This window comes from Sulfolobus acidocaldarius DSM 639 (assembly GCF_000012285.1).
GTDB classification, from domain to species: domain Archaea; phylum Thermoproteota; class Thermoprotei_A; order Sulfolobales; family Sulfolobaceae; genus Sulfolobus; species Sulfolobus acidocaldarius.
Map to the genome: position 1 here is coordinate 1,652,184 of NC_007181.1, position 17,023 is coordinate 1,669,206.

Sequence of the window (17,023 nt, forward strand, 5' to 3'; positions counted from 1 at the left end):
TCGTTATTACACAGTAGTAGCTCCGGCTGTCATTCCTAATAATATGTTTTAGTTTCTTGTCGTTATTACAAATGATATAAAAAATGAACAACAGAATATAAAAGTTTTAGTTTCTTGTCGTTATTACAACAAGAATTGATGAAGTATTCAAAAGAGCGATATGAAGTTTTAGTTTCTTGTCGTTATTACCTTTCAGAGGGCGAGATCGCAGAGTACTTGAGAATAGCGGTTTTAGTTTCTTGTCGTTATTACATTTCTGCAAATGTATAATACATCAATTTTATAATGTTTTAGTTTCTTGTCGTTATTACGCATCAGCAATTATGGAAGTCGCTAGATATTACTAGTTTTAGTTTCTTGTCGTTATTACAGGAATGTGTACAACAGCTATAAAAAAAGAAAGAATTGTGTTTTAGTTTCTTGTCGTTATTACTTTGGAATATCTTGCGAGGCGAGGGTGAGTGAACCTGTTTTAGTTTCTTGTCGTTATTACAATAAAAGGAGATTTCATAGACTCTATTCTCAAAAGTTTTAGTTTCTTGTCGTTATTACTTGTTCTAGAAGTGGCGCATTAAACGGCAGTTTTTGGTTTTAGTTTCTTGTCGTTATTACGAGAGACAAAATTTCCAAGTAAGTGACTCTGAAAATTGTTTTAGTTTCTTGTCGTTATTACAATATACGCTGCATAATATACGCTCTCTTACGCTAAGGTTTTAGTTTCTTGTCGTTATTACAGAGTGGCATACCTTATTTGTTTTGTTGAGTTATGAAGGTTTTAGTTTCTTGTCGTTATTACTTCCATTTTCTTCATAAGTAGCATCTCTCAACAATGTTTTAGTTTCTTGTCGTTATTACATAACAATTGTCGGTAACTTATTTAGACGCTTAGTTTTAGTTTCTTGTCGTTATTACTTTGATACGATTACAATAAAGTTCACTTAAAGTAGACGTTTTAGTTTCTTGTCGTTATTACAAAGTCTATTTTTATTTTATCTTTATCTATCAGCGTTTTAGTTTCTTGTCGTTATTACATTGGATAGTCAGTACCAAAAGGTACATTAAGCCACTGTTTTAGTTTCTTGTCGTTATTACATCATTAATAGAATACGAAAAGCTAAAAGCAAAAAAGTTTTAGTTTCTTGTCGTTATTACATGTAGATAACATCACTATATTGATAAAGAGACTCGTGTTTTAGTTTCTTGTCGTTATTACAAAATCATTGAACTATAATGTAGATCTTGCAGTAGTTTTAGTTTCTTGTCGTTATTACTTTCCAGCCCAGCCTCTTTGCAGCTTCTAGCCTATGTTTTAGTTTCTTGTCGTTATTACATCTAGTGAGACAAAAAGAACCTCAGTCTCAGAGTTGTTTTAGTTTCTTGTCGTTATTACTTCCTTATACACATCAAGTAACACAGGCGAGTTCATCGTTTTAGTTTCTTGTCGTTATTACTGCGGGATACTACTTCGCCCCAAGTTCTGTAAAGACGTTTTAGTTTCTTGTCGTTATTACTGGTGAACTGGTACAGATACATCCTTATGAAGAAGTTTTAGTTTCTTGTCGTTATTACCCATTACTGGACAAAGACTATGTCATCACAGCTGGTGGTTTTAGTTTCTTGTCGTTATTACTTAACACTGGTTGAATTCGCAAGGAAAGTGATAGGTGTTTTAGTTTCTTGTCGTTATTACAGATATTTAGCGTTAAAACTGCAGGAGACAGGGGCACGTTTTAGTTTCTTGTCGTTATTACAAGTTTTTGATATCTGTCCCTGCAGTGTCTAGTGGTTTTAGTTTCTTGTCGTTATTACCTTCATACTCATACCAATTGTAAGTGTTTCCTTGTGTTGAGTTTTAGTTTCTTGTCGTTATTACTCTTGGAAAGACCTTAAAAAAAGGATTGATTTATTGTTTTAGTTTCTTGTCGTTATTACTCGCATGCCTTAAATCGATCGTTTTCTCTACATCTGTTTTAGTTTCTTGTCGTTATTACTACGCTCCATGCCCAGCTGTGCTCTCATCAACACATAGGTTTTAGTTTCTTGTCGTTATTACGCGAGAAAGACTTCTACTGGGGCGCCGAATTTAACGTTTTAGTTTCTTGTCGTTATTACATCGCTGAGATCCTAGCGACTTTCTACCTGCCCGATGTTTTAGTTTCTTGTCGTTATTACCGCTAAAGAACGCCCTAAGGGAAGCCTTCAAATAGTTTTAGTTTCTTGTCGTTATTACTATCGCCTCACGCCATCTCTTTGGCGTGGTATAATGTTTTAGTTTCTTGTCGTTATTACAAGTCGCAAAAGAACTGCTAGACAAATTTGACAGTGAAGTTTTAGTTTCTTGTCGTTATTACTGACTTATTTTTTGTCTTAACTTCACTACTCATTTTCTGTTTTAGTTTCTTGTCGTTATTACAAAGAACTCATTATCTTTAAGGACAAAGTCAGGGGTGTTTTAGTTTCTTGTCGTTATTACTTCCCCTGCGGATACTTCTGCCTCAATTTGGTCACAGTTTTAGTTTCTTGTCGTTATTACAAACCTTTTCAGAGGCTTACCTCATCAATGTGGAAGTTTTAGTTTCTTGTCGTTATTACAAAGAAAAAGAAAAGGCGGGGGCGAGGGCATGGAGTTTTAGTTTCTTGTCGTTATTACTCTGTGTAACGTATCAGCAATGCGCTTTGTTATATGTTTTAGTTTCTTGTCGTTATTACGCGGATTTCCACTGTTTCCAGCCTGAGCTTGGGCGTTTTAGTTTCTTGTCGTTATTACAGCAAATTTTTAACAAATGTATTCCATTCTTGAAGTGTTTTAGTTTCTTGTCGTTATTACAATTTTATAATGTCTGTAAAACTAAAACATTGTTTTGTTTTAGTTTCTTGTCGTTATTACAAGGGATCTAGCCTGGCTAGAGAGCTTGCCGCTTTAATTAAGTTTTAGTTTCTTGTCGTTATTACATGGGTGCACCACCAGAAGTAGTAGAAGAGGTCGAGGTTTTAGTTTCTTGTCGTTATTACTGTATTGCCCACAATGTCCCGTTTTCGTTGTACAGGGTTTTAGTTTCTTGTCGTTATTACCAAGAGAAAGGAGCTAGGAAGAGGATCTTTTCCCTGTTTTAGTTTCTTGTCGTTATTACATTAGGACTCGAAAAATTTATATAAAAAAAGACATTGTTTTAGTTTCTTGTCGTTATTACTTCTCATCAACATTTGCTGTACAAATTTCATAATCATGTTTTAGTTTCTTGTCGTTATTACACCAGTCTTACTCAACAAGTCAGCCCTTACTTATAATGTTTTAGTTTCTTGTCGTTATTACCTCAGTCAGATACGTCTTCTTTAGCTGGCTTATGTGTTTTAGTTTCTTGTCGTTATTACATCGAGTGGAAGGCGTTAGACCCAGTAGCTGCCGCGTTTTAGTTTCTTGTCGTTATTACAGCCTGGATCTGAAGAAACATAACCATGAGATATGTTTTAGTTTCTTGTCGTTATTACAGGTCAGGAATATAGATTATTCGTACTTTGCTATGTTTTAGTTTCTTGTCGTTATTACAAGTCTTCAGAAAATCATCAACACGCATATACTGGTTTTAGTTTCTTGTCGTTATTACTTTGATTAAAATGGGTTGGTATGGCATAAAAAATGTTTTAGTTTCTTGTCGTTATTACATCGGAATTATAGGCGGATTTTTAACAATATTCCTAACATGTTTTAGTTTCTTGTCGTTATTACGGAGACAAAGTTTGTCTGTGCAATATATCCCAAGTTTTAGTTTCTTGTCGTTATTACAGAAAGAGGAACATAAGGTCTAGATCTTACCCAAGTTTTAGTTTCTTGTCGTTATTACTAATTCATCTTTATAGTGTAACTTTTTGAAATAAAGTTTTAGTTTCTTGTCGTTATTACAACTAAGAAAAATTCAGTCAGCAGTATTAACTACTACTAGTTTTAGTTTCTTGTCGTTATTACTACACCAGTGAGAATGTCTTCCCGAAACTACAAGAAGTTTTAGTTTCTTGTCGTTATTACAATTGGCAACTAAGAAGTTTGTACAAATAACATAAGTTTTAGTTTCTTGTCGTTATTACGAATAGGGGATGCGATAAACCAGTTAGCACAACAAGTTTTAGTTTCTTGTCGTTATTACGGCATATAGAATTTTTCGCTTTGTTGCCTCTTTAAGTTTTAGTTTCTTGTCGTTATTACATTCAATTTTTTTCGTTTTGTCGGTGAAAATAAAAGTTTTAGTTTCTTGTCGTTATTACGCTTGTGGTAACTATTCCATCGTCATCAGCAATCGTTTTAGTTTCTTGTCGTTATTACAACGCATTATTGCTAATGCACGGTGCTAACAATCTAGGTTTTAGTTTCTTGTCGTTATTACGTTTAAAACGGTAAATAGATAAAACCAAGAAAATGGTTTTAGTTTCTTGTCGTTATTACACGTCTTGTGCTGACTTGTAAACATCGCTGTTCTTGTTTTAGTTTCTTGTCGTTATTACAAAGAAGTGCAAAAAAATGGCTACGGTGTACATTGTTTTAGTTTCTTGTCGTTATTACATGCATTCATTAAAGACTTAACAATTCAAGAGTTGTTTTAGTTTCTTGTCGTTATTACAAGTTTCTTAATTTATTACAGTTATATGAACAGCGTTTTAGTTTCTTGTCGTTATTACACAATAGCCCGCAAATGTCAGTATCATCACGTTGTTGTTTTAGTTTCTTGTCGTTATTACAGATTTTATGAAACATTAACTATTTATTTTATCTATGTTTTAGTTTCTTGTCGTTATTACATTAATCAGATAGAAACTAGCAGTGTTTTTTATGTTGTTTTAGTTTCTTGTCGTTATTACACCTTCACTTATTGAAGATGGGGCTGAAACAACTTTGTTTTAGTTTCTTGTCGTTATTACTTGGTTACTGATATTTTCTGAACTCCAGCAAATGTGTTTTAGTTTCTTGTCGTTATTACCGTTAAACAGACTAGGCTCAGGACAAGCATTCACTGTTTTAGTTTCTTGTCGTTATTACAGCCCAAATCTGTTATCTCTTTAGAATGAAATTTTGTTTTAGTTTCTTGTCGTTATTACAGAGTACCTTTACCTAACCAGAGCGTCGTATATTATGTTTTAGTTTCTTGTCGTTATTACTGTAGTCTTGCGCAATACCTGCGCTCTTTAGCAGTGTTTTAGTTTCTTGTCGTTATTACAGAAGCTATACAACGAGGCTATATAAATAAAATGGTTTTAGTTTCTTGTCGTTATTACGTGAAGATGTCGATAGTGACGATAGCTGAGATAGTGTTTTAGTTTCTTGTCGTTATTACAAAGTAAGCCCGATAGTCCTTAGGTCAGGATCCCTTTAGTTTTAGTTTCTTGTCGTTATTACTATATTTGGTCAAGTGTTTCTACAGCATTTTAATGTTTTAGTTTCTTGTCGTTATTACGCAGAGTCTTTCGCTACGTCTTTCAGCGTCTCAAAGTTTTAGTTTCTTGTCGTTATTACGATCACAGTAATGCGTTATATAAAAAGGCAGAATTCAGTTTTAGTTTCTTGTCGTTATTACCTTTGATCAATTACTAAATTCTGTAATTGTGCCTCTAGTTTTAGTTTCTTGTCGTTATTACGTAGAAAGTCATAACCCAAAACTTCATTTTTTTGTTGTTTTAGTTTCTTGTCGTTATTACACAGGCTGTACCAAGCTGTTAGCGATGTAGTTAATGTTTTAGTTTCTTGTCGTTATTACAGCTCCCATTAAAATCACGACCACTCCAAATATCAGTTTTAGTTTCTTGTCGTTATTACAGTTATAATCTATCTCCGGAACATTAAAATATTTTAGTTTTAGTTTCTTGTCGTTATTACATAGTTGGTGGGACGGAATGGAGAAACAGCTAAAAGTTTTAGTTTCTTGTCGTTATTACTATAAAAAAGCATTTGCACAGTCTTGGAAACCACTATTTGTTTTAGTTTCTTGTCGTTATTACATGCTCGCCCACCAGCACACCGGACAGATCGACATAGTTTTAGTTTCTTGTCGTTATTACAACTGAAGGAACCTTGTAGAGCGGTATGCTTTGCTTCTTCTCGTTTTAGTTTCTTGTCGTTATTACAACTGGAGCAACGTATTGTTGAATATAGCCCCTATGAGTTTTAGTTTCTTGTCGTTATTACAATGAGATATTCACTGAGGTCATGGAGCGTGAAAGTTTTAGTTTCTTGTCGTTATTACTTTCCTTATTTTTTAACGAGGGAAATGGTCAGGCTAAAAGTTTTAGTTTCTTGTCGTTATTACTACGGTAAACTGGGGAGTTAACTCAGCATCCAGTTTTAGTTTCTTGTCGTTATTACCTTTCGCATACTTCCTCGCCCTCCTTGAGATATTTTCTGTTTTAGTTTCTTGTCGTTATTACTGATCCTTGCCTCCATCAATTTTACATTCTTATTTCCTGGTTTATAAATATTTTCTCTCCTTCATTGTCAATTTTGTGCCCTTAGGTACGGAAGGGAGTTTTAGGCTACACAGGGTAACCCTAAAACCATTTTACGTAAGGATACGGAAGGAAATAACATAATACCACTTCCATTTCTTTTTTTATGTTTATCCATGAATTTCTTCGATGTTCTCCTGGTAGACTAATAAGTGTATAATAAAATTCTATGAATTTTAGACAGTTTACTACTAGACTCAATGAAGCTCTTACTTTTAATTATCTAGGCATGTAATAAAATTAAAAATTTTTAAAGGTATATTTGTAACTTAAAAATTTTTATATATTACACTTTTTAACGCAGTGGACAAACTTCAATGAAGTAAGTGTAGAGGCTCACCTACTGTAACTGTTCATGAGATCCCAAGCCCTACAACATATTAAATTGTTCAAAAATAATTCCACATATGAATGTAAAGACAACTACGACTGTGTCCTTATGACTAATAGTGGTACCACGGGATATGAACATAATGTACGTTATACCATTGCTCATTCTCCTATGTAGACCTAAACTAGAATAAGCAAATTATCTATACTATCTTTCCGTTAGGTTTTAGTGTTTTAACTAAGTGACTAAATAAGAGGGGATCCTCGTAGGGAAATCTCAGAGAGTTTTAAGCAAGTGACTAAGGGGCACCGATACTTTTCGTCCATACGAACTGATTTTTGTGATTTAAAAACTAATTCTCGACACGAAGTAGGTTATACTCAGTAGAGAGTTTAACTAGTTAGTGTTTGTAGTAATGATGATAATAATATTCTTGTTGGCTTAATTAGTTCAAGACTCCTTTCAGGTAACATTAACAGTTTTGAAGCCTACCATGAGAGTTTTCAGCTAATTTTTCACGTCACCCTCTAATTATTCCTTGATCCTGTTGACTTGTCATAGTTAATGTATATTACAGTAAAAAGTAATGGAATAAGAAGGAAAACTCTCTCCCCATGCTCCACACCGAGTAGGTAAAAAATTCTCGTTGTACAGTTTACTATCTAGGAATTTTCTCATAAAAACAAAAGTAGTGCTTTAGGGTATCTACAGTATTCTTTCAGGTCTCCCTCACATACGACAAGGGCAGAGGCATAACTCGAAACTAGGTTAGCCATATTGCTGAAATTATCCCACTGTATGCATTTCGGAGTTATTGGGATCAGGTAAGTGTTTTTCAGTGAGTCTATATTCTTGGGCTTGGTCTTTATTATCCCATTCCTACTCAAGACTAGGTTTGGGTGATACGCCTTATCCATGAAGTCCAGAAAAGTCGTTATTTTACACTCCTCTATGCCTTTAAGCTTGTCCACCAATAAGTAGGGGTACTCCTTTAAGGGGTCTTTGAGCTGGAAACAGTCTCCCTCACTGTTATACCTGAAGTTTCTGAGTAGAGTGAAGAAGTTCTCCGTCCCTGAGTCCCCACAGATTTTACCTTCAATTCCTTCGGGTCTGAAGGCAAATATCTTGAAGTAGTCTTCTGATGAAGGTCTTACATTAATCGTTGCGTCTACATCCCTCCAATTCTCTCTCATTACCGGTAGTGCCATATCACCGTTTGCTATATAGTATGCCAACAGGAAGGTGTCAAATATTATTTTCTCCCTTAACCTCGAGAACTCTAGTTGGTCCAACTTATCATAGACTCTCCCTTGATATATGTTATTTATTAGTTGAATGAATTCCTCATAAGTTAACTCTTTTCCGTTCACCTTGTTTAGCGAGTCCGCTGCCCTTTTGTTAGCCTCAACAAATATGTGCACCTCAGCGGTTGACTCACTTGGACTATTTGAACTTATATTCTTGTTCATTCTACCAAACCTCCCAAAACGCTGTATAAGTGTTTCTGCATCGTTAGACGTTATATACCCTAAGTCGAGGTCAGGTATGTCGACTCCAAATGACAGGGCGTTGTTTCCAACTATCACTTTCGACTCCCTACCCACGTCTCTCTTGACGCATCTCCCATAACTTACATCTAGTCCCCATATTAGTGCTACGTCGTTCCAGGTTATTTTGTCACAGAGCTCTGCTATGTAGTACACCCTATCAAGTATAATCCCTGTCTTCTTAGTTGGTGGCTCAGCCATTGAAATGATGTAATTTACTAAAGCTTCCTGGGGGTTGCTACCTCTGTTCGAAACGTCTATGTTTGAATTACTCTGAGTAGTAGCCTGTCTTTCACCTAGGACTAAGTGAAACACCACCTTGGTCCTCTTCCGTATTACTGAGTTACCTTGTCCTGACTGAGCTGTAATTACCTTATCAAAAGTCATGGATGTAGGGGTTGCTGAGGAGAAGACTATACTATGCGGGGTCCCTAGGTACTTCCAGTAAAACTCGACCATGTCCACCAATACATTGAGTGAGCTCCTCTCTATACCGTTATATAGGTGGAACTCATCAACAAAAAAGTAGCCATTGAAGAACCTGGAAAAATCATTGAACAAGTTAACTAGGGTAGCTTTACTCATGTTAACTGACCTTATTCCCTTCATAGCCATCTCTATTAACTGAGACGAGTGGGGACTTTTCCCTAGGGTAGAGAGGAACATGTAAGGATATTCTGGGACTGTGAGAACAAGTAGTAACTCTTTAGGGTTAGGGATGAAATGTTCTAAGCTCTCAAACACCTCCCTCTTAGTATCACTGGTCAACTTCACAACTCTAAGCTTCACCTCTTCCTCTTCCGGAATACCCTCAGATTGGTCTACTCCCTCCACCTTAATCTTACCCATGAAGTAGTCGCCGTTGTTTGAAAACCCCATCCTTATCAATGTGTTCTTTAAGGACTCGTACTGGTCGTACACTAGGGACTTTGACGGGTATAGACCAGTTACAGGCATACCTCTCCCTAAATTTTTAAGTAGGCTGACAATGAGGGTGAATGTCTTCCCTGATCCAGTAGGAGCCCTGAGAAGTATCCTCCTGTACTTATCGAGACTGTAGAGAAGTTCCTCCTGAAACTTACGTAGTCTTATACCGTTTACTGTCACTTTCCCCTCTTCGAGGTACACTTCCTTGACTACCACCTCACGTACATACGTCTACTATCACCTCACCATAAGTTGAAACGTGAAAATATACACGTTCAACTGTAGTAGTCTTAAGACCCCTGCAGCGATTATTCATGAATGACACTCTACATCGCACTATTATACACCCCTTCTGGTATAGGTAAGCATATCTTAGACCCTCTTGTCACTATCTGAACGCACTCATCGAGGGTAGCCCAGCCTATTACACCCTCCTCAATGTTAGGGGTCTCTATTAACTTGGAAGAGGACTTTATCTTATATCCGAACTCCTCTGCGTCTTTGATGTTTACGGGAATATTAGTCACTTCATCTTTGACCTTCTCTACCTTGAAGTCCTGTATCTCCTTCACATCGACCCTCATAATCCCCCACCTCTTTTTACCTATTCTTATCCACTTAGGAAGAGGGGGGTTTCCAACTACGATTAAATAAGTGAAAAAGACGCTCTCTGGGGCAAATGCCGTATAGCTTGTCAACCTGGGGTATACGTTCTTTATCCTCCCCCTGACAGGTAAAGCGTAGCTCCATGACTCTGAGGACATCAGGAAGGACATAGTCTTTATACGCTTAGGCATGAGAGGAAAAGCGTACAGGGAGTCCTCTTGACCTCTTTTAAACTTACTGATCATATCACTGATGGAGGTATATCTTAGACCTACCTTACCGGCATAAGTTTTTTCATGTAAAGATGGGATCACAAAGTACGCCTCAGCTGACTTTCCCATTAGCCCATACATTACCGGATAATTGTGTATGTATGGCAAAGGGTTTATGTAAGATCCCTTTGCCTGACCCTGTGATACTGCAGGTCTCACCTCTGTGGAAAATATTAGTACACCTTCTAAGGTGAACTGCGCCTCAAGAACTCTCATCTTTAGTCCCTTTCTTGGACTGTACGAATAGCTCTATTGACTTCCTGAGGTTAATAGCGTCTTTCCAAGCCTCTAACATTATCTCATGGTCTATGTTACCGTTGTCTGTCAGTTTCTTTACCACTAGGTCTCCTAAGTCATCGAAAGTGTACACTAATCCCTCCTTACTGAAGTTCTTCACCCTCTCCCTTACCTTTGCGTTCACCTGGTCTACACTGTCCAGACCCTTAGCGCTGTTGAATAGGTCTAAGCCAGATGACATTTCATAAGGTGATAGTATTACAGCGGGTATCCTTATTTTTACTTTACCGAAGTCTGTGGTATTACCGCCTATCCTCGCAGTTGTCGCTAAGGACAAAACCAATACACTGAACTCAGCCGGTGTTACGTCCTTCATTGATACTTTACCAACAAATAAGGTACCACCCTTTACCAATGATAACCTGAATAGACTTCCAGTTCTAGTACCCTCAGTTTCTATAAATGTAGTCTTCGTCGCGTCATCAACTGCGTTAAATGTCCTGACCACTACGCTCTTCTGCTCAGGAGTAGTAGCTATGAACAGGTCACCCTCAACTCTGCTCTTTAAGTTGTACTTAGCATCTTCAGCTACAGCAAAGCCGAACGTCATACAGTTAGGACACTCTCTGCAAAGTCCACCCATTTTCTCTTCCTCCCTCTTAGCTGCCGATGTGGGTCTAAGCATACAGTTCCAAGGGTTGCTCTTTCCTCTTAGGGCGTCAATTTCACTTATGTGTTTGTCATAGTCTTTCCTCAATAACGCTAAAAGATTCCTCCTCCATGCCGACTGGATCTTATCATATAATATGATTGGATATTTCTCACTTCCCAGTGTTGCTAGTGATATGTCTTCTCCTCCCTCGTGTCTTATCAATAGCTCATTTTCAGCTTGTAATGTGACATAGACATTTACTACTCTTCCTCTTGGTATCACAGCGTTTGGGTCTTCTTTACTTAGGTTAGAAAAAAAATCAATGGCTTTATCTCCAAACAAATCCTTCACTAAATCTTTACCTTTCACTTTTTCTCACCACTCCTTTCGAAATATAAAAACTGTAAGTAGATCCAAGTAGTCAAGGAGTTTGCTATACGTATAGCAAGACTCCTATCACTATTATTTTCTATATCGTATAACTTCTCAAAAATATCTCTAAGGGCAAAAAATAGTTTTGACTTGGACTCATCTCTTAATGTGTACTTGCTCTCTAGGGAACTGATTGCATCACTCACCGCCAAATTGATCCTGTCCTCCTTCTTTAGTGTTAGAGAAGAGGTCCTAAAGAATACGTCAACTCCGTCCCTGAAGAAACCTACAACATCGTATTTGGAGGACCTTTTCTTTATTACATTGACTAGTTCTGAGGAAAGGAGATTTATTGAAGAAGATAAGGTTTCACCCATTTCACTCACCTCTCCCATTACGAAATCTAAAAAATTTAAATAACGTAAAATTGAGTCGTAAAATTGTTTATTCTCGTCCATTACGGAACCTATTCCCAACCCAAACGCTATTACAAAAAGTGAGGGGTCAACGGCGTAGTACAAGTCAGATTCCTCCACCATGGAGTTAACGCAATTTTCAATATCACTACCCCTACAGATACTCACAAGTGCCTCATACTTAGACTTATATGCTAACAATATGAGCAATGTTCTGTAGTTAACGTCTTTCCTCTCCTTACTGTACGTCATCCAGCTGTAGTTGAAGACCGAGTCCACCTTGATCTTACCCTCTTCCATAGGGATGTTCATTATTGTAGACGAGATAAAGACAGGTGAAGCAAGATATACTATGGAAAGTAGTGGAACATACCTCATGAGATCATTTACATCAGTTTTGCTTAACCTAGTGGAAATTCTGATATCCTTATCTGTGAAATGCCTATAGGGAACTAGTATCTTTGAACTCAAGTAACTGACTATTAAGTTTTGGTCTGACCCACTCTTGATATCACCACCGCTACTCTCGAATACATCATAGTAGTATGAGTTTTCCTCAATCATTTGAAACACATCTCCCTCGTAATCATTACCTACATTTATTGACTCCAAGAGCCTTATCGGTATACCAGGGTAAAAGGAAACTAGTGCGAAAGGTGGTTTTGAAACTTTAGAGAGATAGCCTGCCTCAAAGTTACATATTGGGCAGATTTTCCAGTCATCTCTTAGCCTGTCTATGTCATCCATAGCCTTAGCCCTCGGGATGAAGATCTCTACTGTTCCACCCCTAGCGCCTATAGAGAATCCATATTGGGTAAATCTTGCACTCTCCTCATATATTGGCATACCACAAACTATACAGTAGGACATGGGTTCTTTGACAACCTTTGACAGATCATCTTCAATGTCTCCTCCGAAGGATTTCTTTACAAACGAGAGCAGATTTTGGTCTATAGTCTCTCTCTTCTGTCCATATAGTTTCTTTAAGACAGGGATTAACTTCTCTAATAATTCCTCAGACTTGAAGGTCTTTACATATTCTTTTGCCTTCCCTAAGCCCAGCTCTTTCTTGATCTGGTCTTTCTTATTGGACTTCTCAGCAAAGTACAATATTAAAGCCCAAGGCGCTACATCTTTGTACTCTGCCACCAGATCGTCAATAAGCTTCGAGACACTCTCTGGCTTAAGCAGACCAACTAAGTCCTCAAATGGCTTGCATATTTTTGAGGGGAAAATGGAATTGGGTATTTGTTTTACTCTCTCTTCGTCGTCTATAACTTCTGGTTTGAGTTCCAACTCTTTGAAAATATCTATGTTCTTTTGTAGGCATTTGTTCAAGTTTTCCTTCACATTGTTTAAATTGTCCTCACTGCCAGAGCCATACATTATCTCTTCCATCACATTATACACTTTTGACAGAAATATCGGTTGGGAGTTCACCCTTGAGAGGTAAACTAACCCGTCGGTATAGGAGATTAATGGGACAGCCTCTGACTTCAACTGTTCTACCAAACGCTTGGAGGCAATAAGTGTGAATAACCTGGGAGAAGAAGATAAAGTCCTCAACTCAATTCCGTACACACTTTTCAGAGCATTTATAGCCTGTAAATAGCTGGGAGAGTTCATGAAGTAATAGACATCGTTAACACTCCTGATATCGCTTATCATCAACATGTCCCCTAACTTCACTGCTATCCATAGGGGTAGATGTAGAGTATCTGGTAGTGGACCCTCAGCAGTAAGGGCTATCCTCCTTATAAAGAGGTCAGGTTTAATATTGGGGTTCTTAGTTAGCTCAGCTATCCTTGTTATTATAGCCCTTGCTTCCTCCTCTTTTTTAGCCATTCTGTCCTCCTTATTTTGAACAGACTCATCTTCACCGGGTAACTTATTCCAGTCATGGATAAACCCGCCAAAGAAGCAGAGTTGCTCCCATGGTATGGAATATGTTTTAGAAAGAGTATCAAGAGTCGTCTTACCTGTATCACTCATTTCATAGATTGTCCTACATATCTCGTAAGCTATAGTGCCAACTGATATTGTGTGGAACGCGAAGCTCTGTGGAGAACGGACTTTAGCCTCTCTGACACCTTCCTTGAACGTGATGGAGCTCAAAGCAGTTTTCACTAAATCATTGTATTCCATAATAGTTGTATCCTTCTCCACATATAAAAACATTTCGCCGGGGAAAAGCCCTTACTAAATTGTAGGTTTTCATCAAAATAATTTTTAAACTTTGAAGTAATAATCTAATACATGAGTGTAACAAAAAAGGCATTAGCATTTACCATGGGTTTCACAATCGAGAACCTAGTGAAGGCTATCACAAACAGAGGCATTAACGAGAACGAACAGGTGGTACTGCTCTCTGTACTCTCAACAGACGAATTCAACAAGAGGAGGTCAGAGGAGGCTATAAGATTCGCCATTGACTATATATCAAAACTAGGGTTAAAATATTTTATTAAATATATTGACATTAGTACTTCTTATGAAATGATAATCTCACAGATCCATGAGGTTTTGAGGGACTTCGATGAAGTGGAAATTTACATAATAGGAGGGATGAGAATATTAGGTCTAGCTTCATATTACTATTCCATTTTGATTTCTCCGTTCAAAAAGATAAGGACAATCTCGTTCACAGAGAACATGGACAACTCGTATGAACTAATTATAAGAGTACCTAAACCACCGGAGAGCAAAGAGATGATTGAGTTGATGTCTGAGCTGACCCAAATGAGGGAAATAAGGGAGGTCGCATCTAGGTTAAATAAGACTGTCTCTACTATATCTAAGCAACTGAGCAAAATAAGTGACCTAGTGGAGTGTACAGAAAAGAGACCGAAGATGTGCAAACTCAACGAATTAGGGAAGATCCTTCTGGATGAGATGATCAGGCTTGACAGGAGAGGTAGATAAGATGTATAAGCTTGTGAAGATTAAGGTAAATATACCTACCCCGTTTATCACTAATGATTACACAGGGAAGTTTGTCAAGACTGTCCTCATAAATGCCAACCCCGACCTCCAAGAAGTTTTCGAAGGTAAGAAAAAAGTTCAGCCTAAACCTATGAGAGTTACTTCGCTGTTGGACGAAAACAACGAAGCGGTATACCCTAAGCATATAGTTAACCGATTTGAGATGGACCATAAGCCCAATCTACCTCCTAAGCCAATTACCATAAAGGGAAAGTTCTCCTTCTATTTGGGATATGATATGTCTCTGGAGCCAGAGGTGAGTAAGGTCATGACGTCTCTGTTCAGCGGTCTACAAATGAAGTACGGTGAGTTTAACGTAGAGCTTAAGGCTATTGAATATAATCAAGTTGAATTTGATAATTTCCCATCAGAGTTCTCGCAGATAAAGGTGAAACTGATTACACCATCTATGTTCAAGGACCCCTTTGAGAAGTTGGCTGATTTAGACCGAGTTAAGTATAGGAGATATCTCCCTTTCCCGGCGTTTATCTTTTCAACTAATGTATTTGAAATTTTCAGGGAGACGTACAAGAGGAATATAATAAGGTTATCGTACGGGCTGTTAGAGTCGCACAACAACCTTAATACTGTGAGGAAGGTCTGGTACTATTATGACGGGAAATGGTTACCGGGTGTAGTCGGTTATTTGAAGTTCTTTGTAAGGAAAGGATTGAGAAAGGAGGTGATGAACATTTTTAGGGAGATATTCATTCACGCCAACATTATGGGGGTAGGGACAGGGAGAGCTGCTGGATTCGGGTTCGCAGAGATTACCGCTAAATGAGACGAATGTTACAACGTCTTTCATTGAGAGATGGTGGTGTTTGAGTTAGTTGAATCTGTTTACAATTTAGATGCAAGGGTCAACGTGTTTTCGTCATGAAAAATGTTATCTCCACGCTTTCATACACACATATTTTTTGTTGTTAGTCCTTCAGATTAGCATGAAAGTCAACGTAAGGAGAGGCAACTACTGTATGACGAAAAGGGAAATACGAGAGTAAAATCATTGGTAATGAGAGATGATTACTTAGTTGCAAAAAAGAGCACTTGATATAATTCATGTCTTGTTATCAATTTTGTCCATTAATATTGCTTCTCTGAGGAAACTTGAGGTAATTTGTGGATATAATAATCAAACTAAAACAGTCTTGCATCATACTTGTTATGAGTCCTTTACGACCGTAAATTATATTTCCCACCAAAATATGGGTGTTCAAATTTTGATATTGGTCTACATTATGATGACAGATTTTTAAACATGAAAATTATACAATAATAATATTGTATTATGTACGTGGTTGTGGCGTATGACATTTCAGATGAAAAGGTCAGAGGTAAGGTTAGGAGGTTACTACGCCGTTACGGTCTATCATTTATATCTAGATCAGTCTATGCAGGACGACTCTCTTGGAATAGAGCCCTCCTCATATCGGAAAGAGTTGCTAAATATCTTGAAGAGAGAGACTCAGTGGTTATCGTCCCAGTCCAAAACGTTGACTTCTCAAGAACTCTTATCGTCACCCAGAATAAGATATCAAAGAACGAACTACAAATATACGTTGCCGGCGAGGATATTTGACGACATATCAGTGTGTAAACTCAGAGGTAAGTACAACCTTTACAAGTACTCACAGGAGAGGGATCTCAGGCTGAGCTATGAGCGTGAAACTGACATTAACTTTGGTGAAAAGAAGACCCTGGAGATCTACTTCAATTTTGGGGACTGGGCTAAGATAATAGGAGTACCTGATGGTTTAATAAGTAATTTAGCCATTGAGTTCACCATTACTAGAAGTGAGGACTTCCCTAGATACCTGTTAATGAGGAGTGTGATATACTCTTACATGTGCATGCAAGACCACATAATATGCTCAACACTGATAGTGCCGACCACACCTCCGATATTTGAAGACCAACCACTTTTCGGCTACTTGGTAATACCCAACGGGAGGGTCTTGGACTACATTGCTGATCAACTACAACGTATAGTTAACGGGAGAGTGGAGGGAAGAAGGAACAAATTCTGTCCATCTTGTATATACAAGAGGATCTGTCCGGAGTGGATGTAAAACACCCTGATGGTTATCCTGTAATTAAATCAAACTAAACCTTAGGATTGGAGGGAAAAGCTAAAAATAACCTGAAAGACATTCTCTCATAAACGATAACCTGTTGATCAATACGTGTCC

General features: G+C 37.6%; 8 protein-coding genes and 1 CRISPR repeat array (1 of these 9 running past the window's edge). Of the genes, 4 read left to right on the forward strand and 4 right to left on the reverse strand.

Annotation, left to right across the window (positions count from 1 at the left end):
- Positions 1 to 6,411: direct repeats of the CRISPR family, unit length 24 nt; unit sequence GTTTTAGTTTCTTGTCGTTATTAC; it begins 1,515 nt to the left of the window's first position.
- A gap of 1,083 nt (positions 6,412 to 7,494) precedes the next feature.
- The 4 genes from SACI_RS09010 to SACI_RS09025 form a co-directional block, all read right to left on the reverse strand.
- A complete protein-coding gene (locus SACI_RS09010) occupies positions 7,495 to 9,495 on the reverse strand; it encodes a DEAD/DEAH box helicase (protein ID WP_230937934.1) in 2,001 nt (666 codons plus the stop codon).
- A gap of 125 nt (positions 9,496 to 9,620) precedes the next feature.
- On the reverse strand, positions 9,621 to 10,388 hold the full coding sequence (locus SACI_RS09015) for a CRISPR-associated protein (protein WP_011278680.1): 768 nt from the start codon (positions 10,386 to 10,388) through the stop codon (positions 9,621 to 9,623).
- On the reverse strand, positions 10,375 to 11,430 hold the full coding sequence (gene cas7d / locus SACI_RS09020; RefSeq protein WP_011278681.1) for a type I-D CRISPR-associated protein Cas7/Csc2: 1,056 nt from the start codon (positions 11,428 to 11,430) through the stop codon (positions 10,375 to 10,377). Before cas7d ends, SACI_RS09015 begins: the two co-directional genes overlap by 14 nt.
- Positions 11,427 to 13,994 carry a hypothetical protein gene (locus tag SACI_RS09025; protein ID WP_230937933.1) on the reverse strand — a complete coding sequence of 856 codons (2,568 nt, stop codon included), beginning with the start codon at positions 13,992 to 13,994 and terminating at the stop codon, positions 11,427 to 11,429. Before SACI_RS09025 ends, cas7d begins: the two co-directional genes overlap by 4 nt.
- Positions 13,995 to 14,105: 111 nt before the next feature.
- On the opposite strand from SACI_RS09025, the gene csa3 reads away from it, so the two are divergent.
- The 4 genes from csa3 to SACI_RS09045 all read left to right on the forward strand — a co-directional run bounded on the left by csa3 (position 14,106) and on the right by SACI_RS09045 (position 16,903).
- On the forward strand, positions 14,106 to 14,771 hold the full coding sequence (gene csa3 / locus SACI_RS09030; protein ID WP_011278683.1) for a CRISPR-associated CARF protein Csa3: 666 nt from the start codon (positions 14,106 to 14,108) through the stop codon (positions 14,769 to 14,771).
- On the forward strand, positions 14,752 to 15,615 hold the full coding sequence (gene cas6 / locus SACI_RS09035; RefSeq protein ID WP_011278684.1) for a CRISPR system precrRNA processing endoribonuclease RAMP protein Cas6: 864 nt from the start codon (positions 14,752 to 14,754) through the stop codon (positions 15,613 to 15,615). The genes csa3 and cas6 overlap by 20 nt, the downstream gene beginning before the upstream one ends.
- Positions 15,616 to 16,122: 507 nt before the next feature.
- Positions 16,123 to 16,413 (forward strand): CRISPR-associated endonuclease Cas2, encoded by a 291-nt coding sequence (gene cas2 / locus SACI_RS09040; RefSeq protein WP_011278686.1) that lies wholly within the window; start codon positions 16,123 to 16,125, stop codon positions 16,411 to 16,413.
- A 10-nt stretch (positions 16,414 to 16,423) separates the two neighbouring features.
- Positions 16,424 to 16,903: a hypothetical protein gene (locus tag SACI_RS09045; protein WP_015385701.1), complete on the forward strand. Its 480-nt coding sequence runs from the start codon at positions 16,424 to 16,426 to the stop codon at positions 16,901 to 16,903.
- The last annotated feature ends 120 nt before the right edge of the window (positions 16,904 to 17,023 follow it).

What these genes read in the sequence shown, in the direction of transcription:
- SACI_RS09015 (WP_011278680.1), bottom strand. Translation starts at nt 10,388, where the DNA reads ATGAGAGTTCTTGAGGCGCAGTTCACCTTAGAAGGTGTACTAATATTT.
- SACI_RS09025 (WP_230937933.1), bottom strand. Translation starts at nt 13,994, where the DNA reads ATGGAATACAATGATTTAGTGAAAACTGCTTTGAGCTCCATCACGTTC.
- csa3 (WP_011278683.1), top strand. Translation starts at nt 14,106, where the DNA reads ATGAGTGTAACAAAAAAGGCATTAGCATTTACCATGGGTTTCACAATC.
- cas2 (WP_011278686.1), top strand. Translation starts at nt 16,123, where the DNA reads ATGTACGTGGTTGTGGCGTATGACATTTCAGATGAAAAGGTCAGAGGT.